This window comes from Enterobacter cloacae complex sp. IR5450, from assembly GCF_049238665.1.
GTDB classification, from domain to species: domain Bacteria; phylum Pseudomonadota; class Gammaproteobacteria; order Enterobacterales; family Enterobacteriaceae; genus Enterobacter; species Enterobacter hormaechei_C.
The window spans coordinates 1-22,120 of the sequence record NZ_JBMKIC010000031.1 but is presented as its reverse complement, the minus strand read 5'-3'; the positions used below and the strand labels follow the sequence as shown (position 1 = coordinate 22,120).

Annotated in this window: 26 protein-coding genes and 1 other annotated feature; of the genes, 16 read left to right on the top strand and 10 right to left on the bottom strand. The window is 53.8% G+C overall.

Going from position 1 to position 22,120, the window contains the following annotated elements; all coding sequences use genetic code 11:
- Positions 1-27: 27 nt before the first annotated feature.
- Positions 28-2,277, bottom strand: a complete 2,250-nt coding sequence (katE, locus tag ACOTYB_RS19505; RefSeq protein WP_220153750.1) for a catalase HPII — start codon at positions 2,275-2,277, stop codon at positions 28-30.
- A 188-nt stretch (positions 2,278-2,465) separates the two neighbouring features.
- Between katE and cedA the strand changes: the two genes are divergently transcribed.
- Entirely contained in the window at positions 2,466-2,720 is a 255-nt protein-coding gene (cedA, locus tag ACOTYB_RS19500; RefSeq protein WP_071785203.1) for a cell division activator CedA, read from the top strand.
- Between the two features lie 48 nt (positions 2,721-2,768).
- On the opposite strand, the gene tcyP is transcribed toward cedA, so the two are convergent.
- From tcyP to hxpB, 4 genes are all read right to left on the bottom strand, one after another.
- Positions 2,769-4,160 carry a cystine/sulfocysteine:cation symporter gene (tcyP, locus tag ACOTYB_RS19495; RefSeq protein ID WP_421765871.1) on the bottom strand — a complete coding sequence of 464 codons (1,392 nt, stop codon included), beginning with the start codon at positions 4,158-4,160 and terminating at the stop codon, positions 2,769-2,771.
- A 127-nt stretch (positions 4,161-4,287) separates the two neighbouring features.
- Positions 4,288-4,878: a metal-dependent hydrolase gene (locus ACOTYB_RS19490; RefSeq protein ID WP_015570742.1), complete on the bottom strand. Its 591-nt coding sequence runs from the start codon at positions 4,876-4,878 to the stop codon at positions 4,288-4,290.
- A gap of 95 nt (positions 4,879-4,973) precedes the next feature.
- Positions 4,974-5,735: a 2-dehydro-3-deoxy-D-gluconate 5-dehydrogenase KduD gene (gene kduD / locus ACOTYB_RS19485; protein WP_421765870.1), complete on the bottom strand. Its 762-nt coding sequence runs from the start codon at positions 5,733-5,735 to the stop codon at positions 4,974-4,976.
- Positions 5,736-5,863: 128 nt separating this feature from the next.
- Entirely contained in the window at positions 5,864-6,535 is a 672-nt protein-coding gene (gene hxpB, locus ACOTYB_RS19480; protein ID WP_220153751.1) for a hexitol phosphatase HxpB, read from the bottom strand.
- A gap of 140 nt (positions 6,536-6,675) precedes the next feature.
- Here hxpB and ACOTYB_RS19475 point away from each other — a divergent pair, with 140 nt between their 5' ends.
- Positions 6,676-7,212, top strand: coding sequence for a YniB family protein (locus ACOTYB_RS19475; RefSeq protein WP_015570741.1), 537 nt, complete (start codon positions 6,676-6,678; stop codon positions 7,210-7,212).
- A gap of 36 nt (positions 7,213-7,248) precedes the next feature.
- Here the strand turns inward: ACOTYB_RS19475 and ACOTYB_RS19470 are convergent, their stop codons facing one another.
- The 3 genes from ACOTYB_RS19470 to pfkB all read right to left on the bottom strand — a co-directional run bounded on the left by ACOTYB_RS19470 (position 7,249) and on the right by pfkB (position 9,529).
- The gene (locus ACOTYB_RS19470) at positions 7,249-8,109 is read right to left on the bottom strand and encodes a fructosamine kinase family protein (protein WP_022650899.1); all 861 of its coding nucleotides are present in this window, start codon (positions 8,107-8,109) and stop codon (positions 7,249-7,251) included.
- A gap of 105 nt (positions 8,110-8,214) precedes the next feature.
- Positions 8,215-8,505: a type V toxin-antitoxin system endoribonuclease antitoxin GhoS gene (gene ghoS, locus ACOTYB_RS19465; RefSeq protein ID WP_003857822.1), complete on the bottom strand. Its 291-nt coding sequence runs from the start codon at positions 8,503-8,505 to the stop codon at positions 8,215-8,217.
- A 91-nt stretch (positions 8,506-8,596) separates the two neighbouring features.
- Positions 8,597-9,529 carry a 6-phosphofructokinase II gene (gene pfkB / locus ACOTYB_RS19460; protein ID WP_126524958.1) on the bottom strand — a complete coding sequence of 311 codons (933 nt, stop codon included), beginning with the start codon at positions 9,527-9,529 and terminating at the stop codon, positions 8,597-8,599.
- 296 nt (positions 9,530-9,825) lie between these two features.
- Here pfkB and ACOTYB_RS19455 point away from each other — a divergent pair, with 296 nt between their 5' ends.
- Both ACOTYB_RS19455 and ACOTYB_RS19450 read left to right on the top strand, forming a co-directional pair.
- Complete coding sequence (locus ACOTYB_RS19455) at positions 9,826-10,584, top strand: DUF481 domain-containing protein (protein ID WP_026080717.1); 759 nt, start codon at positions 9,826-9,828, stop codon at positions 10,582-10,584.
- A 263-nt stretch (positions 10,585-10,847) separates the two neighbouring features.
- Positions 10,848-11,078, top strand: a complete 231-nt coding sequence (locus tag ACOTYB_RS19450; protein ID WP_022650901.1) for a hypothetical protein — start codon at positions 10,848-10,850, stop codon at positions 11,076-11,078.
- A gap of 149 nt (positions 11,079-11,227) precedes the next feature.
- Here ACOTYB_RS19450 and yniD read toward each other — a convergent pair whose 3' ends face one another.
- Both yniD and yncL read right to left on the bottom strand, forming a co-directional pair.
- Positions 11,228-11,335: a small membrane protein YniD gene (gene yniD / locus ACOTYB_RS19445; RefSeq protein ID WP_003857815.1), complete on the bottom strand. Its 108-nt coding sequence runs from the start codon at positions 11,333-11,335 to the stop codon at positions 11,228-11,230.
- Positions 11,336-11,433: 98 nt separating this feature from the next.
- Positions 11,434-11,526 carry a stress response membrane protein YncL gene (gene yncL, locus ACOTYB_RS19440; RefSeq protein WP_071785204.1) on the bottom strand — a complete coding sequence of 31 codons (93 nt, stop codon included), beginning with the start codon at positions 11,524-11,526 and terminating at the stop codon, positions 11,434-11,436.
- A 324-nt stretch (positions 11,527-11,850) separates the two neighbouring features.
- Between yncL and thrS the strand changes: the two genes are divergently transcribed.
- From thrS to ACOTYB_RS19380, 12 genes are all read left to right on the top strand, one after another.
- Positions 11,851-13,779, top strand: a complete 1,929-nt coding sequence (thrS, locus tag ACOTYB_RS19435; RefSeq protein WP_003857814.1) for a threonine--tRNA ligase — start codon at positions 11,851-11,853, stop codon at positions 13,777-13,779.
- Positions 13,780-13,782: 3 nt separating this feature from the next.
- Positions 13,783-14,325 (top strand): translation initiation factor IF-3, encoded by a 543-nt coding sequence (gene infC, locus ACOTYB_RS19430; RefSeq protein ID WP_023616141.1) that lies wholly within the window; start codon positions 13,783-13,785, stop codon positions 14,323-14,325.
- Positions 14,326-14,422: 97 nt separating this feature from the next.
- Positions 14,423-14,620 (top strand): 50S ribosomal protein L35, encoded by a 198-nt coding sequence (gene rpmI, locus ACOTYB_RS19425; protein ID WP_001124225.1) that lies wholly within the window; start codon positions 14,423-14,425, stop codon positions 14,618-14,620.
- Positions 14,621-14,670: 50 nt separating this feature from the next.
- Positions 14,671-15,027: a 50S ribosomal protein L20 gene (gene rplT, locus ACOTYB_RS19420; RefSeq protein WP_000124850.1), complete on the top strand. Its 357-nt coding sequence runs from the start codon at positions 14,671-14,673 to the stop codon at positions 15,025-15,027.
- Positions 15,028-15,144: 117 nt separating this feature from the next.
- Positions 15,145-15,269: a sequence feature (Phe leader region), on the top strand.
- On the top strand, positions 15,150-15,194 hold the full coding sequence (gene pheM, locus ACOTYB_RS19415; protein ID WP_001386830.1) for a pheST operon leader peptide PheM: 45 nt from the start codon (positions 15,150-15,152) through the stop codon (positions 15,192-15,194). (Overlaps the previous feature by 45 nt.)
- Before the next feature lie 62 nt (positions 15,270-15,331).
- Positions 15,332-16,315, top strand: coding sequence for a phenylalanine--tRNA ligase subunit alpha (gene pheS / locus ACOTYB_RS19410; protein WP_003857809.1), 984 nt, complete (start codon positions 15,332-15,334; stop codon positions 16,313-16,315).
- Between the two features lie 15 nt (positions 16,316-16,330).
- Positions 16,331-18,718 carry a phenylalanine--tRNA ligase subunit beta gene (gene pheT / locus ACOTYB_RS19405; protein ID WP_022650903.1) on the top strand — a complete coding sequence of 796 codons (2,388 nt, stop codon included), beginning with the start codon at positions 16,331-16,333 and terminating at the stop codon, positions 18,716-18,718.
- 4 nt (positions 18,719-18,722) lie between these two features.
- The gene (ihfA, locus tag ACOTYB_RS19400; protein WP_003857805.1) at positions 18,723-19,022 is read left to right on the top strand and encodes an integration host factor subunit alpha; all 300 of its coding nucleotides are present in this window, start codon (positions 18,723-18,725) and stop codon (positions 19,020-19,022) included.
- Between the two features lie 103 nt (positions 19,023-19,125).
- Entirely contained in the window at positions 19,126-20,106 is a 981-nt protein-coding gene (gene btuC / locus ACOTYB_RS19395) for a vitamin B12 ABC transporter permease BtuC (protein WP_032609032.1), read from the top strand.
- A 33-nt stretch (positions 20,107-20,139) separates the two neighbouring features.
- Positions 20,140-20,691, top strand: a complete 552-nt coding sequence (locus ACOTYB_RS19390) for a glutathione peroxidase (protein WP_022650905.1) — start codon at positions 20,140-20,142, stop codon at positions 20,689-20,691.
- A complete protein-coding gene (btuD, locus tag ACOTYB_RS19385) occupies positions 20,691-21,446 on the top strand; it encodes a vitamin B12 ABC transporter ATP-binding protein BtuD (RefSeq protein WP_022650906.1) in 756 nt (251 codons plus the stop codon). The genes ACOTYB_RS19390 and btuD overlap by 1 nt, the downstream gene beginning before the upstream one ends.
- Positions 21,447-21,518: 72 nt before the next feature.
- Positions 21,519-21,983 carry an NlpC/P60 family protein gene (locus ACOTYB_RS19380; protein ID WP_003857796.1) on the top strand — a complete coding sequence of 155 codons (465 nt, stop codon included), beginning with the start codon at positions 21,519-21,521 and terminating at the stop codon, positions 21,981-21,983.
- Positions 21,984-22,120: the final 137 nt, after the last annotated feature.

Genomic DNA, 22,120 nt, shown 5'->3' with positions numbered 1-22,120 from the left:
AGGGCCGGGGTGAGGGCTTCAGGTTTTTTACGCCGGTATCTGGTCAATCTTACTGCTGCGCGACCACACGCGGTGCGCGGCGAGCAGGTCAAACAACCGGGTCATAAACGCATCATCGACGTTATCACCTTCGACAATGCCTTCTTCCCCTTGATCCGGTACCTTCAGCAGAGTTTTAAACTTCCGCGCATCGCCTGCCAGAGCGATTGGCTTCAGGTGCTTATAGGCTTCCAGCAGATAATAGGCGGCATCACCGTTACCGAGCAGGCTCTCAACGTCGCCGCACGGCATAATCACCGCATCAACCGTCAGCGACGGTGCTCCGGCGAAGGTCGCGGCAATCGGCAGGACGGAGCCATCATCGGCCGTCACTTCACCCATACGAGAGTAAAGCAGTTTGGCATGTACGCCCTGGGTTTTGAGCGCCCGCATGATCCCCAGTACGTCGCTGGCGCGCGGTTTATCGTTCAGCAGAATAGCCACTACGCGGCCTTTAATTGACCCGCCAGGTACCGCGTACAGGCTCAGGGACGGATCCTTCTTCAGCCCGTTCACGTCTTTTGGCGGTGCGGCATGGTATTGCTCATCGGTGAGCGTGATGCCGAGATTATTCGCCACGCCCTGAGCAAGCTGGATATCAATATGCGCCAGATGGTCGACCACGCGCTCGCGAATGTAGGTACGCACCACTTTGCTCAGCTCAAAGCTGAAACCGCCGATAATGTGCTGCTGTTCAATCGGGGTCTGGCTGTTCCAGAACAGGCGAGGCTGAGCGTAATATTCGCCGAATGACGGGCTGCGCTCGCGAATTTTTGTTCCATCCACGCGCTCCTGATACGACTCGAATCCGCCACGTTTTGGCCCCGGCGGGGTTTCACGCGGCCAGTTATCGTTAATGGAGTTTGGCTCGTAGTTCGCCGGGTTGGTATCGATATCCTGGCGATGCATCCCGTCACGCTGGAAGTTATGGTACGGGCAGGTCGGACGGTTGATAGGAATTTCGTGGAAGTTCGGTCCGCCGAGACGGCTGATCTGCGTATCGGTATAAGAGAACAGACGGCCCTGGAGCAGCGGATCGTTGGTGAAATCCAGCCCCGGCACAATATGGCCCGGGTGGAACGCAGCCTGCTCATTCTCCGCGAAGAAGTTATCCGGGTTGCGATTAAGCACCATTTTGCCCACCAGCTGAACCGGCACCAGCTCTTCGGGAATAAGCTTGGTCGGGTCGAGCAGGTCGAAGTCGAATTTGAATTCGTCCTCTTCCGGGATCAGCTGTAACCCCAGCTCGTATTCCGGGAAATCACCGGCTTCAATGGATTCCCACAGTTCGCGACGGTGGAAGTCCGGATCGCGCCCGGTCAGCTTCTGTGCTTCATCCCACACCAGGGACGCTTTCCCCGCGACCGGTTTCCAGTGGAAACGCACAAACGTCGCTTTACCTTCAGCGTTAATCAGACGGAAGGTATGAATACCAAAGCCTTCCATGGTGCGATAGCTGCGTGGGATCCCCCGGTCAGACATCGCCCACATCACGTTGTGAAGGGTTTCCGGTTGCAGGGAGACGTAGTCCCAGAAGGTGTCATGCGCACTTTGTCCCTGCGGTATGGCCCAGTGTGGCTCTGGTTTTACCGCATGGACAAAGTCAGGGAATTTATGCGCATCCTGAATGAAGAAAACCGGGGTGTTATTCCCGACGAGGTCGAAAATGCCCTCTTCGGTATAGAATTTGGTGGCGAAGCCGCGGATATCACGCACCGTGTCGGCCGAACCCGCGCCGCCCTGTACGGTAGAGAAGCGCACAAATACCGGTGTAATTTTGTTCGGATCGGAAAGGAAATCCGCCTTCGTGATCTCCTTCAGGCTCTTGTACGGCTGGAAATAGCCGTGCGCCGCAGAGCCGCGAGCGTGAACGATACGTTCAGGAATACGCTCATGGTCGAAATGGGTGATTTTTTCCCGCAGGATGAAATCTTCCAGCAGCGTCGGGCCGCGCGTTCCGGCGCGCAAGGAGTTCTGATCATCGGCGATGCGCACGCCCTGATTGGTGGTCAGCGCATAGCCTTCACCCCCTTTGCGGTGCGGGTCGAGAGATTTTAACTTTTCGTTGTCCGCATCGGGTGACTTCATGCTTCCCGGTGCAGTAGGTTGCTCGCCCGGCGCGGAGAGGCCCGGCGACGGTTTATGAGAGCCATCCGCAGGGGCGAGTGAGTCCATTCCCGGTTGAGATTCTTCGGTGCCATGAATAGGGGATTGATGGGGTTTATCATTGTTCGACATTGCACGATTCTCCTTTGTTCGTTCCTGAAAACCCTATTAAGGATAGAACAATGTGATGAATTAGCAGGCGAACTAAGCGTTTTCAGAGGAAGTGATTAGCGAAAGGAGCCATCTGCCACATGTCAGGCGCGACGGGTGGGGGGAGAATCGGCTATGATAGAAATTTCCTGCTTTAAGAATTTGCTTTAGTGAACCCGTCGCTTATGAAACCTCTTCGTCAACAAAACCGCCAGGTTATTAGCTATGTGCCCCGCGTTGAACCCGCGCCGCCTGACCATGCCCTGAAAGTGGATGGTTTTCGCGATGTCTGGATGTTACGGGGTAAATACGTTGCCTTCGTGCTGATTGGCGAGCACTTCCGTCGCTCCCCTGCGTTTACTGTGCCAGAATCGGCGCAGCGATGGGCTATGCAGACCCGCCAGGATGAAGAGGTTGAAGAATAACAGCCATAAAAAAACCGCCCTCAGGCGGTTTTTTTATTTCGGCCGTGATTAACGATGGGCCAGTTCGGCATCATCTTCACTGTCGAGAATTGTTTTGTCGGTCTGCTTCAGCCACTGGCTGGTCAGGGTACCGGCGGTCATTGAGCCACTCACGTTCAGGGCGGTACGACCCATGTCGATCAGCGGTTCAACAGAGATCAGCAGGGCAACCAGCGTCACCGGCAGTCCAAGCGCAGGCAGAACGATCAGCGCAGCGAAGGTCGCGCCGCCGCCCACGCCCGCAACACCGGCGGAGCTAATGGTCACGATACCGACCAGCGTCGCAATCCAGACCGGATCCAGCGGATTAATCCCCACGGTTGGGGCAACCATCACGGCCAGCATCGCCGGGTAGAGACCCGCACAGCCGTTCTGCCCGATGGTGGCGCCAAAGGAGGCCGAGAAGCTGGCGATAGACTCCGGTACGCCCAGACGACGGGTCTGTGCTTCCACGTTCAGCGGGATAGATGCCGCGCTGGAACGGCTGGTGAAGGCGAAGGTCAGCACCGGCCAGACTTTGCGGAAATATTTCAGCGGGCTAACGCCGTTCACGCCCAGCAGGATACCGTGCACCACAAACATAATGCCCAGCCCCAGATAAGAGGCGATCACAAAGCTGCCAAGCTTAATGATGTCTTGCAGGTTAGAACCTGCAACGACTTTGGTCATCAGCGCCAGGACACCGTACGGCGTCAGTTGCATGACCAGACGCACCAGCTTCATCACCCAGCTTTGCAGGGTATCGATGGCCGTCAGAACGCGCTCGCCTTTCGGCGCATCGTCCTTCAGCAGCTTCAGCGCAGCCACGCCCAGGAATGCCGCGAAGATCACCACGCTGATAATGAAGGTTGGGCTTGCGCCGGTCAGGTCAGCAAACGGGTTCTTCGGAATGAAGGAGAGCACCATCTGCGGAACGGTCAGATCGGCCACTTTACCCACGTAGTTGGTCTCAATCGCCGTCAGACGCGCGGTTTCAGCGCTACCCTGCACCAGACCTTCAGCAGTCAGGCCAAACAGATTGGTTACCAGCACACCCACCAGCGCTGCAATCAGCGTGGTGAAGAGCAGGGTACCAATGGTCAGGAAGCTGATTTTACCCAGTTGAGAGGCATTGTGCAGGCGGGCTACGGCGCTCAGAATAGAGGCGAATACCAGCGGCATAACGATCATTTGCAGCAGCTGTACATAGCCGTTACCGACAATGTTGAACCACTGAATGGAGTCTTTCAGTACCGGGCTGTCGGAGCCGTAAATAGCGTGTAAGGCCAGGCCAAACACCACGCCCATGACCAGACCGACCAGTACCTTTTTCGCCAGGCTCCACTGTTTGTGGCGAGCCTGGGCGAGAAGCAATAGCAATACGACGAACACAACAATGTTCGCGATGAGTGGAAAATTCATCCCCGTTCTCCTGATTTATTATACGGTCGGTTTTTACCGAACCTGTTGGCGCAAGGTTATCAGAAGTGTGATGTCACGCTTATATCCATATGGAATGGTTTATGACAAAAGTGATTATATTGTCGGTTTAATGTTCAATCTGGTGATTAATAAAACGATTGAACTGAAATTGCAGCGAGTTGATCATCTGCGATGACCAGCGCACTGCACCATTTTCGGGCAATGTCTGCGGCATCCAGACGGCATACGCAAACAGCGCCATGCACAGAACGCGCTCCAGCTGGTTGCCTTTTTGCGGCACGAGGATTGGCAGGCGGAAACGCCAGCGGCAGGGCCAGAGCAGCGGTACGCCCGCTGGCGTCAGCATATCGGCGAGGATATGGCTTAAGTAGCCAAGCACCATGCCCTGAATGGCATCCGCCGGGACGATCCAGCTCTCCGGAACCTTTAAATAGAAGAGTGTAAGCAGGCCAAATACGGCCAGCAGGCTGTGGGTAAACCCGCGATGACCAAAGGCTCTGGCGATGGGCTTTGAAATCCACTTTAGCCGCTGGCCAAGGAATGACTTTGGATGATCTATGTCCGGCAGCAGGCAGGTAAGTACGGCGGAAGGGACAATATGCCACCAGTCCCCCTGTGCCAGCACAGGGGTCAGTTCAGCGTTTTTGGCAAACACTGCACAGGCAAGTGAAAAAAGCAGGTGGCCTTCCGCCGTCATGATAAAACCCGGTAAACTGTCGATTCATACAGTATAGGGTTTTTATACAGTGTGTGAAAGAGGTGACGGTGTAACTCTTTGTCACAAACGCGCGGTTAGCGCGCCAGCCAGCCACCGTCTACGGCGAGAGTATGACCGTTAACGTAATCAGATGCTCTTGAAGCCAGAAACACCACCGGACCCTGTAAATCCTCCGGGAGACCCCAGCGGCCCGCCGGAATCCGGTCGAGGATCGCCTGGCTGCGCTGCTCATCATCGCGAAGCTGCCGGGTGTTATTTGTCACCATATAACCCGGCGCAATAGCATTCACATTAATGCCCAGCGTTGCCCATTCGTTCGCCAGCAGGCGGGTGAGGCCCAGCACGCCGCTTTTGGACGCCGTATAGGAGGGCACCCGGATGCCGCCCTGGAAGGAGAGCATGGAAGCAATGTTAATGATCTTGCCGCCCTGACCCTGCGCGATAAACTGTTTCGCCACTGCCTGAGAGAGGAAAAAGACTGATTTCAGATTGAGATCGATGACCTCGTCCCAGTCCTTCTCACTAAATTCCAGCGCATCGGCACGGCGGATGGCGCCGGCATTGTTAACCAGAATATCGATGCGGCCCATCTCAGCGACTGCGGTATCCACCACGCTCTGAATACTCTCCTGCTTGCCAAGATCGGCGCGAATCGCGATAAAGCGTCGTCCCAGCGCCGTAACGCGCGCTGCCGTTTCGTCAGGAACCTTGCGGTTAACCCCCACGATATCGCATCCTGCTTCGGCGAGGGCAATGGCCATGCCTTGCCCCAGACCGGTATCGCACCCGGTCACCATCGCCACTTTTCCTGCCAGAGTAAAAGCATCCAGTATCATACGCGCCTCAGAAGTCAGGTTATTGTCATTCTGCACGTAAGAATAGGAGTCTGGAATGAGAAAAGCAAATAAAGTAAAACGTTGTTTTGATTCTGCGGGGCAGGCAGCCGAAGCTGCCTGAAAGAGCGTTACTCCCCACGCAGATGGCGGGCAGTCAATTCTTCAAGAGACGTCAGCCTGACATCCGCCAGGGCAAAACGGGGATCGTGTCGGCCTTCTTCAGCCGGCACAACGATGGAGCGCATACGTGCGGCTTTGGACGCCACCATGCCGTTAACCGAATCTTCCAGCGCCACACAGGTAAGCGGATCCAGCCCCAGTTTCGCGGCGCAGTCCATATACACCTGCGGATGTGGCTTGCTGTACGGAAGCTTTTCGGCCGAGGCCAGCGCGTCGAAGCTGTCGCGCAGCCCGAACATCGTCAGCACTTTTTCCAGCATATGCAGCGGTGAGGCGGAGGCCAGCCCCACTTTCAGCCCTTGCGCCTTGCACAGGGCGATAGCGTCGCGTACGCCCGGTAACAGAGGCTTATACTCTTCTACGAGGGAGATGGCGCGGTTGATAATGCGCGCCGTAACTTCGTCGCGATTCGGGCCAACCCATGGCTGGTGGGCATACCAAAGGTCAACCACCATATCGATGCGCAGCCCCAGGGTATCGGGAAGCTCGTTACGACGACTGATATCGACGCCGAGGCTGGCCATCACGTCCAGTTCAGCCCGATCCCACAGGGGTTCGGAATCAATCAGCAATCCATCCATGTCAAAAATAGCGGCAAGTATCTTGCGCGGTGTCGACATTACAACATCTCCTTATCTTGGGGTAAGACGAACGGTGCTAAGCACAAGCAATTTAGCATATTGCATGCAAAGAGCGGGCGAAATTGACCGACAGCAGGTAGACTTAGGCACAAATAACGCGTCTTTATGAAGAGGAACTAATGACGTATCAACAAGCTGGACGCATCGCGGTCTTAAAACGTATTGCTGGTTGGGTTATTTTTATTCCCGCCCTGATTTCAACGCTGATCTCCGTACTCAAATTTATGTACGATCACAGCGAAAAACAGCCGGGCATCAATGCCGTTATGCTTGATTTTGCCCACGTCATGATTGAGATGATGCGGTTTAACACCCCGTTCCTGAACGTCTTCTGGTTCAACTCCCCCACGCCGGATTTTCACCACCAGCTGAATGTCGGTTTCTGGATAATCTATGCGTTGATATTTATCGCGATGGCGTTGCAGGCCTCCGGCGCGCGCATGAGTCGCCAGACCCGCTTTTTACGCGAAGGGGTGGAAGATCAGCTGATACTTGAGAAGGCGAAAGGCCCTGACGGGATGAGCCGCGAGCAGATCGAATCGCGCATTGTCGTTCCGCGTCATACCATTTTTGTGCAGTTTTTCCCGCTCTACATCCTGCCGGTCATCATCATTGTGGCCGGGTATTTCTTCTTTACGCTGCTTGGCTTCCTGTAAATCCTAAGGGAAGGGGCGTGATGCTGCCCCTTCCCGCTATGCCGCCAGAATACGGTCCAGCGCCCGCTGGGCATTTACCAGATGACTCCCGCCAAACAAAATAGCCCGGTTTAGCAAGGTGTACAGCTGATAAACCGGCTGACGATCAAGGAAACCCGCAGGTAACGGCGAGACAGACTGATAGCCATCATAAATTTGCGGCGGCTGTTCAGGGTGCAACGGCAGCATCGCGAGGTCACACTCTCTGTCGCCCCAGTAGCAGGCCGGGTCATATATATAGGGACCATCAGGCCCAAGCGCGCAGTTGTTTGACCATAAATCACCGTGCAGAAGGGAAGCCTGAGGCTGATGCGAAGCCAGACGCTGCTGAATATGTTCAACAATCGCGTCGATGTTGCCGAACGCTAATCCCTTTTCAGCGGCCAGCTCCAGCTGCCAGCCGATGCGCTGTTCGGCGAAAAAAGTCGACCAGCGGCGCTGCCATGCGTTTGGCTGTGGGGTGGTGGAGAGGTCGTTATCGAAATCGAGCCCAAACTGAGGTTGATCGCTCCACTGGTGCAAACGGGCGATCTGTTGCCCGAGAATAAAGGCGTTGTGCGCATCCAGAGGACGCGCGGGAAGATAGTTCATCACCAGAAAGCTATAGTCACGATCGCTGCCGACGGCTAAAACCTGCGGAACGGTGACTGTTTTACTGCGCGATAACAGCTCAAGCTGATCGGCTTCGGCAGTAAAAATGGGGAGCAATTCGCGCTCATCACATTTAACGAAAAGATCGCGCCCGGCGTAACGTAAATGCCATGCGGCATGGATCTCTCCGCCTGGCAGTTCGTTACGCAGTTCAATTTCACCTTCACCCAGCTGCTCACTTAAAAGATGACTGATAGCCTGCCACATGATGTCTCTCCCATGTTGTCTGCCAGATCATAAAGTTAGCGCAAAACGGCTATAAAAAAACAGGAACTAACGCACAACTGAGCGGTTTAATTTTATACAGGGCACTTATTGTTCTTTTTTATGCCAGTTTTCCCAGCTATCCACATCAATTTCCGTGGCTTTGTCAGTCACGCTTTCCACCAGGCTACTGGCCAGCGCCTTCACCTCTTCCTGACTCAGCGGGCTTATCAGGCCAAATGCCAGTGAGCCGAGATCGTGAATATTGCCCTCATCGTCCGTCAGCGTAAGCAGAAAATTGGCGCGCGTGAACGCGTTGTTGAGTTCATTCAGTTCGGTCAGCGACGCCTCATGAATATTCACGGTTACGACGTAGCGGGTGATATCACCACTGCTCATAATTCACCTCGTTGTTATCCTGAAAGTTTTCTTAGCATAGTCGATAAGCCCTGTTTAGCGACTTCCCCTTCCATGGGAAGGGGAAGCAGGTTCAGCTTCTCTCGAGGTAATCGACAATTTTCTGGGTATCCGCAAGCGAACACAGACGCGTTCCCTGGTTTATTGTGGCTGCACTCCCTGCCGCGACGCCATAGCGAGCCATCTCCAGAAGCGAAGCCCCCTGCGCCAGCTTCAGCACCATCGCGCCAACCATACTGTCACCGGCACCCACGGTGCTCTGGCTTTTCATCGGCGGTGGCACAACCTGCACAAAGCCCGTCTTATCGACGGCCAGCGCCCCCTGAGGACCGAGAGAGACCACGACGCGATGCGCTATTCCCGTACGTACCAGCTCTTCTGCGGCAGTACGAACGTCATCAGGCTGGCTGAGTTCTCGATTAACCAGGGCACTGAGCTCTTTCTGGTTAGGTTTAACGAGTTCAAGTTGTCCGGGTTCTAACGCCGCCTTCAGGGCTTCGCCCGAGCTATCGACAATGCAGCGGATGCCGCGCTGGAGCGCCGCCTGAACCAGCGCCGTCAGTTTCTCTGTTTTGACGCCCGGCGGCAGGCTACCGCTGATCACCAGTAATGAGCCGCTTTCAATGGTCAGCACTTTCTCTTCCAGTTGACGAAACTCATCATCGGTCAATATCGCCCCCGGCATCACAAAGCGATATTGCTCGCCGCTGGATTCAACATGGACATGCAGATTCTGCCGGGTCCAGTCTTTAGCGTCGACGGTGTCTACGGCCACCTGTTCATCTGCCAGCAACGCCACCAGATGTTCTCCCGTGGCGCCGCCAGCGGGGAAGATGGCGGTGGCTTTTCCGCCGAGATGGGTAATAGCGCGCGCCACGTTGATGCCGCCGCCGCCCGGCTCAAACACCGGCGCGCTACAGCGCAGCTTACCTTCCGGGTAGATTTGCGGCGTCATGGTCGCGGAGTCGAGGGAAGGGGAGAGTGTCAGCGTATAAATCGAAGCCATCATGACCTCCTTTTATCATGGGTTCTTTTAAGCCTGGCACCATTTGGCAGGAAGGCAACGTAAATAACAGTATGATTTTAAATATGAATGCTGACAAATAAGCTGCGCCGGGCATATAAAATAAAACGCGTTTTGGGATCGTTCTTATTCAAAAAATGAAAGAAGAAAATATTGCTATGTTATTTGCGGCTTTTTATAATTTGTTACCTTTCTATGGTCGCCTTGTCATTGATCCGCAAGAAAGTTTCCGAGACCGTGACGGTCTCTTTTTATGTTGTACGGACTCCTTAAATAAAATGAAGCTTTTGAAGACAGTACCCGCAGCACTGATGCTGGCGGGTGGCGTATTTGCGTCACTGAATGCAACCGCCGATGATACCGTTTTTACTGTCATGGACGATCCCTCCACTGCCAAAAAACCCTTTGAAGGTAACGTGAATGCCGGGTATCTGGCGCAATCCGGTAACACGAAAAGTTCCTCCCTGACCGCAGACAGCACCCTGACCTGGTACGGCAACACCACGGCCTGGTCGCTGTGGGGAAATGCCAGCAACACCTCTGCTAACGATCAACGCTCATCGGAGAAATACGCGGTAGGCGGACGTAGCCGATACAACATGACCGATTATGACTACCTGTTCGGGCAGGCGAGTTGGCTGACTGACCGCTACAACGGCTATCGCCAGCGTGATGTCGTAACTGCGGGTTATGGTCGTCAGTTCCTCAATGGGCCGGTGCACAGCCTGCGTTTTGAATTCGGTCCGGGTGTCCGTTACGACGAGTACACCAACGGCGAAGATGAAACCCAGCCGCTGGGTTATGCATCGGGCACCTATGCATGGCAGATGACCGACAACGCAAAATTCACCCAGGGTGTGTCGGTGTTTGGTGCTGAAGATACAACGCTGAACTCAGAAAGTGCGTTGAACGTGGCGATCAATGAACACTTTGGACTCAAGGTGGCGTACAACGTAACCTGGAACTCATCCCCACCTGATTCTGCACCGGAACATACCGATCGCCGAACCACGATTTCATTAGGTTATAAAATGTAATATCGTCGGGCCGAGAATAATCCCGGCCCGTTTTTTATTTTCTGAAACTGTGCTTATTTATATTAAACGTCGTTTTAAAATAATGTGTCTGGTTTCATCTTCATAATTTCTCCATAATTAGCTGGCCAGGGCTTATTCAGTTTATTTGACACGAATTGATAAATAATTTGACTAGGCAAGAATGTGATCCAGATCTACACTTACGGCACAGGCGAAAAACTTGCCTCAGGCATATCGCATTAAATAAGTATGAGAATAAAATTATGAAAAAAATCAAAACCGCTACAGCAGCGATGGTGCTTTCCGCACTTTCATTTGGCGTATTTGCTGCTGATAATACGCAACCTGCCAATGACGTTAACAGCCCAATCGGGATCGCTAAAGCCTCTGATGTAGAAGCAGGCTCCAACATTGCCCCTGGCTCTCAGTCTACCGGCCAGTCAATGAATGATGCATTTGATGTACATAAGCTGGTGGCGGGTGAGTGGTCCTGATATTTCAACTGCCACGTGTGACGGAATATATACGCTGCCACAGCCTGTCGAAAACCGGCTTATGACGTACCGGTTTTGGACCATAAATTATCGTAAAGATAGTTAAGATTTATTCAGTAAATTCACGGCAGGTTTTCGCTGACAAAATATCAGCCCCAGATCATAGCGGCCCAGCGCAGCAGCAACATCGCGCCGCAAATAGCAATTAACACCACGACCATTTTCCAGTGCTTCACGGCAAATCTTTTTGTTGGCATAACCTAATCCTTGTCAGTTGATACCCTTAGTCTACCAAAGTCTGCGCCAGAAAGCGCTCAACAAGGGAGAACAGGTTATGCCGGAACACCGGTTCGGCTTAAAACCAATGGAATCTGTCAGCCAGAATCAATACCAGGCCAGCAGCGGAAAGTAGATTTAATATCACAACGGTTCTACTCGATACGTTCATGTGATACCCCTTCGATGTTTAAGGACCAGATCAAGAATAGCTCAGCACTTTCGGATTGCGAGCACCCGTCAACAAAAGTTCATTAATGCAGACAACAGTATGTGCGGTTCAAAACGGTCGCTGGAAGGTGCATTCGCCCTGTCAATAGTGTTACCATTACGTCGCCTGTCGTAAACCCGCATTATTCTGAAATCGGCCGGTGAATGATGACGAACCAATTTGACGATTGTTGGTCAGATGGTTTCGTAATCTACTGTTTAATCACGATTATTTTCTTTGTATATGCTCTTATGTGTGGGGCATCACTGCAAATAAGGATATAAAATGCCTGTAATTACTCTTCCTGATGGCAGCCAACGCCATTTCGACCACGCTGTTAGCCCAATGGATGTTGCCCTGGATATCGGTCCTGGACTTGCAAAAGCAACCATTGCAGGCCGCGTAAACGGCGAGCTGGTAGACGCGTCCGATCTGATTGAAAGCGATGCAACGCTTGCGATCATCACCGCGAAAGACGAAGAAGGTCTGGAGATCATTCGTCACTCCTGCGCGCACCTGTTAGGCCATGCTATCAAGCAGCTGTGGCCAAACACCAAAATGGCGATCGGCCCGGTTATCGACAACGGTTTCTACTACGACGTTGACCTTGACCACACCCTGACCCAGGAAGATATCGACGCGCTCGAAAAACGTATGCACGAGCTCGCCGAAACTAACTATGACGTCATTAAGAAGAAAGTCAGCTGGCACGAAGCGCGTGAAACCTTCGTGAAGCGCGGCGAGAGCTACAAAGTCTCGATTCTTGATGAAAACATCGCTCATGATGACAAGCCAGGCTTGTACCATCACCAGGAATACGTCGACATGTGCCGTGGTCCGCACGTGCCGAATATGCGCTTCTGTCATCACTTCAAACTGATGAAAATCGCAGGCGCTTACTGGCGTGGCGATAGCAACAACAAGATGTTGCAGCGTATCTATGGTACCGCGTGGGCCGATAAGAAAGCCCTGAACGCATACCTGCAACGCCTGGAAGAGGCGGCTAAGCGTGACCACCGTAAAATCGGTAAGCAGCTTGACCTGTATCATATGCAGGAAGAAGCGCCGGGGATGGTGTTCTGGCATAACGACGGCTGGACTATCTTCCGTGAACTGGAAACGTTCGTGCGCTCCAAGCTGAAAGAGTACCAGTATCAGGAAGTGAAGGGCCCGTTCATGATGGACCGTGTGCTGTGGGAAAAAACCGGCCACTGGGACAACTACAAAGATGCGATGTTCACCACTTCGTCTGAGAACCGTGAATACTGCATCAAGCCAATGAACTGCCCGGGCCACGTTCAGATCTTCAACCAGGGTCTGAAATCCTACCGCGATCTGCCGCTGCGTATGGCGGAGTTCGGTAGCTGCCACCGTAACGAGCCATCAGGTGCGCTGCACGGTCTGATGCGTGTTCGTGGCTTTACTCAGGATGATGCGCATATCTTCTGTACTGAAGATCAGGTCCGTGAAGAAGTTAACGCCTGTATTCGTATGGTCTACGATATGTACAGCACCTTTGGCTTCGAAAAGATCGTGGTCAAACTCTCAACGCGTCCGGAAAAACGTATCGGCAGCGATGAGACATGGGATCGCGCAGAGGCGGATCTCGCCGTAGCGCTGGAAGAGAACGGTATTCCGTTCGAATACCAGCTGGGCGAGGGCGCATTCTACGGTCCGAAAATTGAATTTACCCTGTATGACTGCCTCGATCGCGCATGGCAGTGCGGAACGGTACAGCTGGACTTCTCCCTGCCGCAGCGTTTAAGCGCCTCTTATGTTGGCGAAGACAACGAGCGTCAGGTGCCGGTTATGATTCACCGTGCGATTCTCGGTTCACTGGAGCGCTTCATCGGCATCCTGACCGAAGAGTTCGCAGGCTTCTTCCCAACCTGGCTTGCGCCAGTGCAGGTCGTGGTGATGAACATTACCGATTCTCAGGCGGATTACGTTAAAGAATTGACGCAGAAACTACAAAATGCGGGCATTCGCGTAAAAGCAGACTTGAGAAATGAGAAGATTGGCTTTAAAATCCGCGAGCACACTTTACGTCGTGTCCCGTATATGTTGGTCTGTGGTGATAAAGAGGTGGAAGCAGGCAAAGTTGCCGTTCGCACCCGCCGTGGTAAAGACCTGGGGAGCCTGGACGTAAGTGAAGTGATTGAGAAGCTGCAACAAGAGATTCGCAGCCGCAGTCTTCAACAACTGGAGGAATAAGGTATTAAAGGCGGAAAACGAGTTCAAACGGCACGTCCGAATCGTATCAATGGCGAGATTCGCGCCCAGGAAGTTCGCTTAACAGGTCTGGAAGGCGAGCAGCTGGGGATTGTGAGTCTGAGAGAAGCGATCGAAAAGGCTGAAGAAGCTGGAGTAGATTTAGTTGAAATCAGCCCTAACGCCGAACCGCCAGTTTGTCGTATCATGGACTACGGCAAGTTCCTTTATGAAAAGAGTAAGTCTTCTAAGGAACAGAAGAAGAAGCAAAAAGTTATCCAGGTTAAGGAAATCAAATTCCGTCCTGGTACCGACGATGGCGATTATCAGGTAAAACTCCGCAGCCTGATTCGCTTTCTGGAAGATGGCGATAAGGCCAAGATCACGCTGCGTTTCCGCGGTCGTGAGATGGCCCACCAACAGATTGGTATGGAAGTGCTTAACCGCGTCCGTGACGATCTGAGTGAACTGGCAGTAGTCGAATCCTTCCCTACGAAGATCGAAGGCCGCCAGATGATCATGGTGCTCGCTCCTAAGAAGAAACAGTAAGGCCTTCAAGCAGCAAAATCTGTGGAGCCTTCGGGTTTCATAGGTTTTGTTCGCCTATGTTTCGTTTATTTAACAATGCGAAGTGGAAGTTATTAAAATGCCAAAAATTAAGACCGTACGCGGTGCTGCTAAGCGCTTCAAAAAAACCGGTAAAGGTGGTTTTAAGCACAAGCACGCTAACCTGCGTCACATTCTGACTAAGAAAGCTACCAAGCGTAAACGTCACCTGCGTCCAAAAGCCATGGTTTCTAAAGGCGATCTGGGCCTGGTCATCGCGTGCCTGCCGTACGCATAAGTCGTTAACGTTTAACTTTTTTAACTTAGAATAGATACAGGAGAGCACACATGGCTCGCGTAAAACGTGGTGTAATTGCACGTGCACGTCACAAGAAAATTTTGAAACAAGCTAAAGGCTACTACGGTGCGCGTTCACGCGTATACCGCGTTGCCTTCCAGGCTGTTATCAAAGCAGGTCAGTACGCTTACCGTGACCGTCGTCAGCGTAAGCGTCAGTTCCGTCAACTGTGGATTGCGCGTATCAACGCAGCAGCACGTCAGAACGGTATTTCTTACAGCAAATTCATCAACGGCCTGAAAAAAGCCTCTGTTGAAATCGACCGTAAGATCCTGGCTGACATCGCAGTATTCGACAAAGTAGCGTTCACCGCTCTGGTCGAAAAAGCGAAAGCAGCACTGGCATAAGCCAGTTGAGAGAGGGGGCTTTGCCTCCTCTTTTCATTTAACACCATCAGAAGATTGACATTTATCCGTGCAGGCTTTTCAATAAGGTCTTAACGGTTTTTACCCTACAAGGTAACGCAAGCATGAATGCTGCTATTTTCCGCTTCTTCTTTTACTTTAGCACCTGACTTCAGGAGGCTAGCGCGTGAAAGATGAAACGAAAAACAGCGCCAGATAAGCCTCCCGATGGAGGCTTTTTTTGTGCCTGAAGTTAAGAGAATACGTCCAACAATTCGGTGTCTGCACCGACATAATGAGGAAAACCATGTCACATCTCGCAGAGCTGGTTGCCAGTGCAACGGCCGCCATTAACCAGGCCTCAGATGTTGCCGCGTTAGACAATGTCCGCGTCGAATATCTGGGCAAGAAAGGGCATTTGACCCTTCAGATGACTACCCTGCGTGAACTGCCAGCAGAGGAGCGCCCGGCAGCCGGTGCAGTGATTAACGAAGCCAAAGAGCAGGTACAGCAGGCGCTGAACGCGCGTAAAGCCGAGCTGGAAAGCGCAGTACTGAATGCGCGTCTGGCGGCAGAAACGATTGACGTTTCTCTGCCGGGTCGTCGTATCGAAAACGGCGGTCTGCATCCGGTTACCCGTACTATCGATCGTATTGAAAGTTTCTTCGGTGAGCTCGGCTTTACCGTGGCGACTGGCCCGGAAATTGAAGATGATTACCATAACTTCGATGCCCTCAACATTCCTGGCCATCATCCGGCACGTGCTGACCACGACACTTTCTGGTTTGACGCTACCCGTCTGCTGCGTACCCAGACTTCCGGCGTTCAGATCCGTACCATGAAGGAACAGGAACCGCCTATCCGCATCATCGCGCCGGGTCGCGTCTATCGTAACGACTACGATCAGACCCACACCCCAATGTTCCACCAGATGGAAGGTCTGATTGTTGATAAAAACATCAGCTTCACCAACCTGAAAGGCACGCTGCACGATTTCCTGAACAACTTTTTTGAGGAAGATTTGCAGGTTCGCTTCCGTCCGTCCTACTTCCCGTTCACCGAACCGTCTGCGGAAGTTGACGTGATGGGTAAAAACGGTAAATGGCTGGAAGTGCTGGGCTGCGGCATGGTGCATCCAAACGTGCTGCGCAACGTGGGTATCGATCCAGAAGTGTATTCCGGCTTTGCGTTCGGTATGGGCATGGAGCGTCTGACCATGCTGCGCTACGGCGTAACCGATTTACGTGCGTTCTTCGAAAACGATCTGCGTTTCCTCAAACAGTTTAAATAAGGGCAGGACAGAACAATGAAATTCAGTGAACTGTGGTTACGCGAATGGGTGAACACCACGCTGGACAGCGACGCGCTTTCCAACCAGATCACCATGGCGGGTCTGGAAGTTGACGGTGTAGAGCCGGTTTCTGGCGCCTTCACCGGCGTGGTCGTGGGCGAAGTGGTTGAATGCGGTCAGCACCCTAACGCTGACAAACTGCGCGTAACAAAAGTCAATGTGGGCGGTGATCGTCTGCTGGATATCGTCTGCGGTGCGCCAAACTGCCGTCAGGGCCTGAAAGTGGCCGTGGCGACCGTCGGTGCGGTACTGCCGGGCGATTTCAAAATCAAAGCGGCTAAGCTGCGCGGTGAGCCGTCTGAAGGTATGCTGTGCTCCTTCTCCGAACTGGGTATTTCCGACGATCACTCCGGCATTATTGAACTGCCGCAGGATGCGCCAGTCGGTACCGATATCCGCGAATACCTGAAGCTTGATGACAACACCATCGAAATCAGCGTAACGCCAAACCGTGCCGACTGCTTAGGCATCATCGGTGTGGCCCGCGACGTGGCCGTGCTAAACCAGACCGAACTGAACGTGCCGGAGATCGCGCCGGTTGAGGCAACCATCAGTGACGTGCTGCCGATTCAGGTAGACGCGCCTGAGGCCTGCCCACGCTACCTCGGTCGTGTGGTGAAAGGTATTAACGTTAAAGCGCCAACCCCGCTGTGGATGAAAGAGAAACTGCGTCGCTGCGGTATCCGTTCTATCGACGCCGTGGTTGACGTCACCAACTATGTTCTGCTGGAGCTGGGCCAGCCAATGCACGCCTTTGATAAAGATCGTATCGAAGGTGGGATCGTCGTGCGCATGGCGAAAGAGGGCGAAACCCTGGTTCTGCTGGACGGCAGCGAAGCGAAACTGAACGCCGACACCTTGGTGATTGCCGATCACAACAAAGCGCTGGCGATGGGCGGTATCTTCGGCGGCGAGCACTCTGGCGTTAACGACGAGACGCAAAACGTCCTGCTGGAATGCGCGTTCTTCAGCCCGCTCTCCATCACCGGCCGCGCACGCCGTCACGGTCTGCACACTGATGCTTCTCATCGCTACGAGCGTGGCGTGGATCCTGCGCTGCAATACAAAGCGATGGAGCGTGCAACTCGCCTGCTGATCGATATCTGCGGCGGTGAAGCGGGTCCGGTAATTGATGTGACCAACGAAGCGACACTGCCGAAGCGTGCGACCATTACCCTGCGCCGCAGCAAGCTGGATCGCCTGATTGGTCACCACGTTGCCGATGCGCAGGTGACCGACATTCTGACGCGCCTGGGCTGCGAAGTCACAGAAGGTCAGGACGAGTGGAAAGCCGTTGCGCCATCCTGGCGTTTCGACATGGAGATCGAAGAAGATCTGGTGGAAGAAGTGGCCCGCGTTTACGGCTACAACAACATCCCTGACGAGCCGGTGCAGGCGGGTCTGGTGATGGGCAGCCATCGCGAAGCCGATCTGTCTCTGAAGCGTGTGAAAACCATGCTGAACGACAAAGGCTACCAGGAAGTGATCACCTACAGCTTCGTTGATCCTAAGCTGCAACAGCTGATCCACCCGGGTCAGGAAGCGCTGATCCTGCCAAGCCCGATTTCCAGCGAGATGTCAGCGATGCGTCTGTCCCTGTGGACGGGACTGCTGGGCACTATCGTTTATAACCAGAACCGTCAGCAAAACCGTGTACGTATTTTCGAAAGCGGTTTGCGCTTTGTACCGGATACTCAGGCGAATTTAGGCATCCGTCAGGATCTCATGCTGGCCGGCGCCATCAGCGGTAACCGCTATGAAGAGCACTGGGACCTGGCAAAAGGGACGGTTGATTTCTACGATATGAAGGGCGATCTGGAAGCAATTCTCGATCTGACCGGTAAATTATCCGAAATTGAATTCCGCGCAGAAGCGATTCCAGCCCTGCATCCGGGTCAGAGTGCGGCGATCTATTTAGACGGCAAACGTGTTGGTTTCATTGGGGTTGTTCACCCGGAACTGGAACGTAAGCTGGATCTGAATGGCCGTACCATCGTATTCGAACTGGAGTGGAACCCGGTTGCAGACCGCGTCATTCCTCAGGCGCAGGACGTCTCACGCTTCCCGGCAAACCGCCGTGATATCGCGGTTGTGGTCGCTGAAAATGTGCCCGCAGCAGATATTTTGGCCGAATGTAAGAAAGTTGGCGTAAATCAGGTAGTTGGCGTAAACTTATTTGACGTGTACCGCGGCAAGGGCGTAGCAGAAGGTTTCAAGAGCCTCGCTATTAGCCTTATCCTTCAGGATACCAGCCGTACACTCGAAGAAGAGGAGATTGCCGCTACCGTCGCCAAATGTGTAGAGGCATTAAAAGAGCGATTCCAGGCATCATTGAGGGATTGAACCTATGGCGCTTACAAAAGCTGAAATGTCAGAATATCTGTTTGATAAGCTTGGGCTTAGCAAACGGGATGCCAAAGAGCTGGTAGAGCTGTTTTTCGAAGAGATCCGTCGTGCTCTGGAAAATGGTGAGCAGGTTAAACTCTCCGGCTTTGGCAATTTTGATTTGCGAGACAAAAACCAACGTCCGGGCCGTAACCCGAAGACGGGGGAAGATATTCCCATTACAGCCCGCCGCGTGGTGACCTTCAGACCCGGACAGAAGTTAAAAAGCCGTGTCGAAAACGCAACGCCCAAAGCAGAGTAATATGAACTAACTAAAAAGGCCGCTCACGCGGCCTTTTTTCTTTGCGCTATTTGCTAAACCCGCCGTAAAATCAATGATATCTCAACCGGATAACCTATCGTCTATGCTTGATCTTGCCCGTCTTCAGCACCGCTCCGATCTCCGCCGCCTGTGTCTGCTCGGGGTGCTGTTGATTGTCGCCACCACCGTCAGCCTGTGTGCGGGCGATCGGTGGCTGGGGCCGGAAAGCTGGTTTACGCCTGAAGGGCAGCTCTTTGTCTGGCAGATCCGCCTGCCGCGGACGCTGGCTGTCCTTTTGGTCGGCGCTGCGCTGGCGCTGTGCGGTACGATCATGCAGGCATTATTTGAAAACCCTCTGGCGGAACCCGGGCTTCTCGGGGTCTCGAATGGTGCAGGCGTCGGGCTTATCGCCGCCGTGATGCTGGGGGGAGGCGAGCTCTCCGCCTGGGGGATTAGCCTCAGCGCCATCCTTGGCGCGCTGTTGATAACCCTTATCCTTCTGCGCTTTGCTCGTCGCCATTTATCCACCAGCCGGCTGCTGCTTGCCGGGGTAGCGTTGGGGATCATCTGTAGTGCGCTGATGACCTGGGCCGTCTACTTCTCCACCTCCTTCGATCTGCGCCAGTTAATGTACTGGATGATGGGGGGATTTGGTGGCGTCGACTGGCGTCAGGGGTGGCTGATGGTGCTCCTGATCCCGGCTATCCTGTGGATGGTTTTCCAGGCGCAGCCGCTGAATATTCTCGCGCTGGGCGAAACGTCTGCTCGCCAGCTCGGGATGCCGATTGGATTCTGGCGCAACGTGCTGGTTATCGCCATCGGCTGGATGGTGGGCGTAAGCGTGGCGCTGGCGGGGGCGATTGGCTTTATTGGGCTGGTGATCCCGCATATGCTGCGTCTGTGCGGCATGACGGACCACCGAACCCTGCTCCCGGCCTCGGCGGTTGCCGGGGCGGCAACGCTGCTGGTTGCCGATATCATCGCCCGACTCGCCCTGACGGCCGCTGAGTTGCCCATAGGCGTGGTGACCGCAACGCTGGGCGCGCCTGTCTTTATCTGGCTACTATTAAAAGCTGGACGTTAAAACACAACCTGTAAGTCAACCTGAGGGAATGCTATGCAGTCTGATATTCTGAATACCGAAGTGACGACCATTGACGGCGAGAAAACCACGCTGGAAGGCTACAAGGGCAAGGTGCTGCTCATCGTGAACGTGGCGTCGAAATGTGGCCTTACGCCGCAGTATGAACAGCTGGAAAACATTCATAAAGCCTGGGAAAAAGACGGCTTTACCGTACTCGGCTTCCCGTGCAACCAGTTCCTGGGCCAGGAGCCGGGCAGCGAAGAGGAAATTAAGACCTTTTGCAGCACAACCTATGGCGTGACGTTCCCGATGTTCAGCAAAATTGACGTGAACGGGGAAAATCGTCATCCGCTGTATGCCAAACTGGTGGCCGCGGCGCCGACCGCCGTTGCGCCTGAAGAGAGTGGTTTCTATGAACGTATGGCGAGTAAAGGCCGCGCGCCGCTCTATCCGGACGATATTCTGTGGAACTTCGAAAAATTCCTGATTGGACGTGACGGTCAGGTCGTGCAGCGTTTTTCGCCTGACATGACGCCGGAAGATCCTATCGTGATGGAATCAATCAAGCTGGCGCTGGCGAAATAATGACGCTGCTGATGCAGCTCACGGACGTTGCCGGGAAGGGACGTCTTGAGCCTGTGACTGCCGCAGTCAACGCAGGTGAAATCCTTCACCTGGTTGGGCCAAACGGCGCCGGAAAAAGCACGCTGCTGGCTCGCATGGCGGGGCTGACCACCGGGGAAGGAGAGATAACCTTTCTCGGGCAATCGCTCGTCGACTGGCTACCCGCTACACTTGCCTCCCGTCGAAGCTACCTGGTTCAGCAGCAGGTTCCGCCCTTTGCGATGCCCGTCTGGCACTACCTGACGCTGCATCTGTCTGATAAAAATCAGGTGGGCTTGCTCAACGAGGTTGCTGCGGCGCTCGGGTTAGACGATAAGCTCACCCGGCAGGCAAATCAGCTTTCCGGCGGCGAGTGGCAGCGCGTGCGTCTGGCCGCCGTTATCCTTCAGATCCATCCGGCGGGAAATCCTCACGGGCGGATGCTGCTGCTGGACGAGCCGATGAGCGGGCTGGACGTTGCCCAACAGGCAGCGCTGGATACCCTGCTCAGCGCGCTATGTCGCAAGGGGATCGCCATTGTGATGAGCAGCCATGATTTAAACCATACGTTGCGCCACGCGCATCGGGTGTGGTTGCTGGCGCGTGGCAAACTGATTGCCAGCGGAACGCGCGACAACGTGCTGACGGCCGCCAATCTTGCGAGCGCTTACCACATGTCGTTCCGGAGGCTGGATATTGAAGGCCACAAGATGCTCATTTCCACGGCGCAGGAATAACCTTTCTTGCACAGTCGCATAGATGCACGCTAAATTACCGAAAGAACAAAAAAAGCAGAGGATTCGTCTGAAATGCGATTCTGGTTTCTCCTTGTTGCGGCGCTATTTCTTGCAGGATGCAGCAGCCATCATGCACCTCCGCCCAACCCACGGCTTTCCGATTCCATTACGGTCATTGCCAGCCTGAACGATCAGCTCAGCAACTGGCGCGGCACCCCTTATCGCTACGGCGGCATGAGCCGGGGCGGGGTGGATTGCTCAGGATTCGTGCTGATGACCTTCCGCGATAAATTTGACCTCCAGCTTCCGCGAGAAACGCGTATGCAGGCGAAAATCGGCACTGAAATTGATAAAGACGAACTCCTGCCCGGCGATCTGGTCTTTTTTAAAACGGGCTCCGGTGAAAGCGGCCTTCATGTCGGCATTTATGACACCGATAATCAGTTCATTCATGCCTCGACCAGCCGTGGCGTGATGCGCTCCTCTCTGGATAATGTTTACTGGCGTAAAAACTTCTGGCAGGCCAGACGTATTTAACCGCTGCATAAGAATGTAGTGCGGAGGGCCTGGCGGTGAAAATAGACGTCAGGCTTTTCTGGTAATGCTGCCAACTTACTGATTTAGTGTATGATGGTGATTTTAAGGTGCTTGCGTGGCTTCCATTTCCATCAGAT

Excerpts from the sequence above, each read along its gene's own strand:
- katE (WP_220153750.1), bottom strand. The coding sequence starts at position 2,277 with ATGTCGAACAATGATAAACCCCATCAATCCCCTATTCATGGCACCGAA.
- tcyP (WP_421765871.1), bottom strand. The coding sequence starts at position 4,160 with ATGAATTTTCCACTCATCGCGAACATTGTTGTGTTCGTCGTATTGCTA.
- ACOTYB_RS19490 (WP_015570742.1), bottom strand. The coding sequence starts at position 4,878 with ATGACGGCGGAAGGCCACCTGCTTTTTTCACTTGCCTGTGCAGTGTTT.
- kduD (WP_421765870.1), bottom strand. The coding sequence starts at position 5,735 with ATGATACTGGATGCTTTTACTCTGGCAGGAAAAGTGGCGATGGTGACC.
- hxpB (WP_220153751.1), bottom strand. The coding sequence starts at position 6,535 with ATGTCGACACCGCGCAAGATACTTGCCGCTATTTTTGACATGGATGGA.
- ACOTYB_RS19475 (WP_015570741.1), top strand. The coding sequence starts at position 6,676 with ATGACGTATCAACAAGCTGGACGCATCGCGGTCTTAAAACGTATTGCT.
- ACOTYB_RS19470 (WP_022650899.1), bottom strand. The coding sequence starts at position 8,109 with ATGTGGCAGGCTATCAGTCATCTTTTAAGTGAGCAGCTGGGTGAAGGT.
- ghoS (WP_003857822.1), bottom strand. The coding sequence starts at position 8,505 with ATGAGCAGTGGTGATATCACCCGCTACGTCGTAACCGTGAATATTCAT.
- pfkB (WP_126524958.1), bottom strand. The coding sequence starts at position 9,529 with ATGGCTTCGATTTATACGCTGACACTCTCCCCTTCCCTCGACTCCGCG.
- ACOTYB_RS19455 (WP_026080717.1), top strand. The coding sequence starts at position 9,826 with ATGAAGCTTTTGAAGACAGTACCCGCAGCACTGATGCTGGCGGGTGGC.
- ACOTYB_RS19450 (WP_022650901.1), top strand. The coding sequence starts at position 10,848 with ATGAAAAAAATCAAAACCGCTACAGCAGCGATGGTGCTTTCCGCACTT.
- yniD (WP_003857815.1), bottom strand. The coding sequence starts at position 11,335 with ATGCCAACAAAAAGATTTGCCGTGAAGCACTGGAAAATGGTCGTGGTG.
- yncL (WP_071785204.1), bottom strand. The coding sequence starts at position 11,526 with ATGAACGTATCGAGTAGAACCGTTGTGATATTAAATCTACTTTCCGCT.
- thrS (WP_003857814.1), top strand. The coding sequence starts at position 11,851 with ATGCCTGTAATTACTCTTCCTGATGGCAGCCAACGCCATTTCGACCAC.
- rpmI (WP_001124225.1), top strand. The coding sequence starts at position 14,423 with ATGCCAAAAATTAAGACCGTACGCGGTGCTGCTAAGCGCTTCAAAAAA.
- rplT (WP_000124850.1), top strand. The coding sequence starts at position 14,671 with ATGGCTCGCGTAAAACGTGGTGTAATTGCACGTGCACGTCACAAGAAA.
- pheS (WP_003857809.1), top strand. The coding sequence starts at position 15,332 with ATGTCACATCTCGCAGAGCTGGTTGCCAGTGCAACGGCCGCCATTAAC.
- pheT (WP_022650903.1), top strand. The coding sequence starts at position 16,331 with ATGAAATTCAGTGAACTGTGGTTACGCGAATGGGTGAACACCACGCTG.
- ihfA (WP_003857805.1), top strand. The coding sequence starts at position 18,723 with ATGGCGCTTACAAAAGCTGAAATGTCAGAATATCTGTTTGATAAGCTT.
- btuC (WP_032609032.1), top strand. The coding sequence starts at position 19,126 with ATGCTTGATCTTGCCCGTCTTCAGCACCGCTCCGATCTCCGCCGCCTG.
- ACOTYB_RS19390 (WP_022650905.1), top strand. The coding sequence starts at position 20,140 with ATGCAGTCTGATATTCTGAATACCGAAGTGACGACCATTGACGGCGAG.
- btuD (WP_022650906.1), top strand. The coding sequence starts at position 20,691 with ATGACGCTGCTGATGCAGCTCACGGACGTTGCCGGGAAGGGACGTCTT.
- ACOTYB_RS19380 (WP_003857796.1), top strand. The coding sequence starts at position 21,519 with ATGCGATTCTGGTTTCTCCTTGTTGCGGCGCTATTTCTTGCAGGATGC.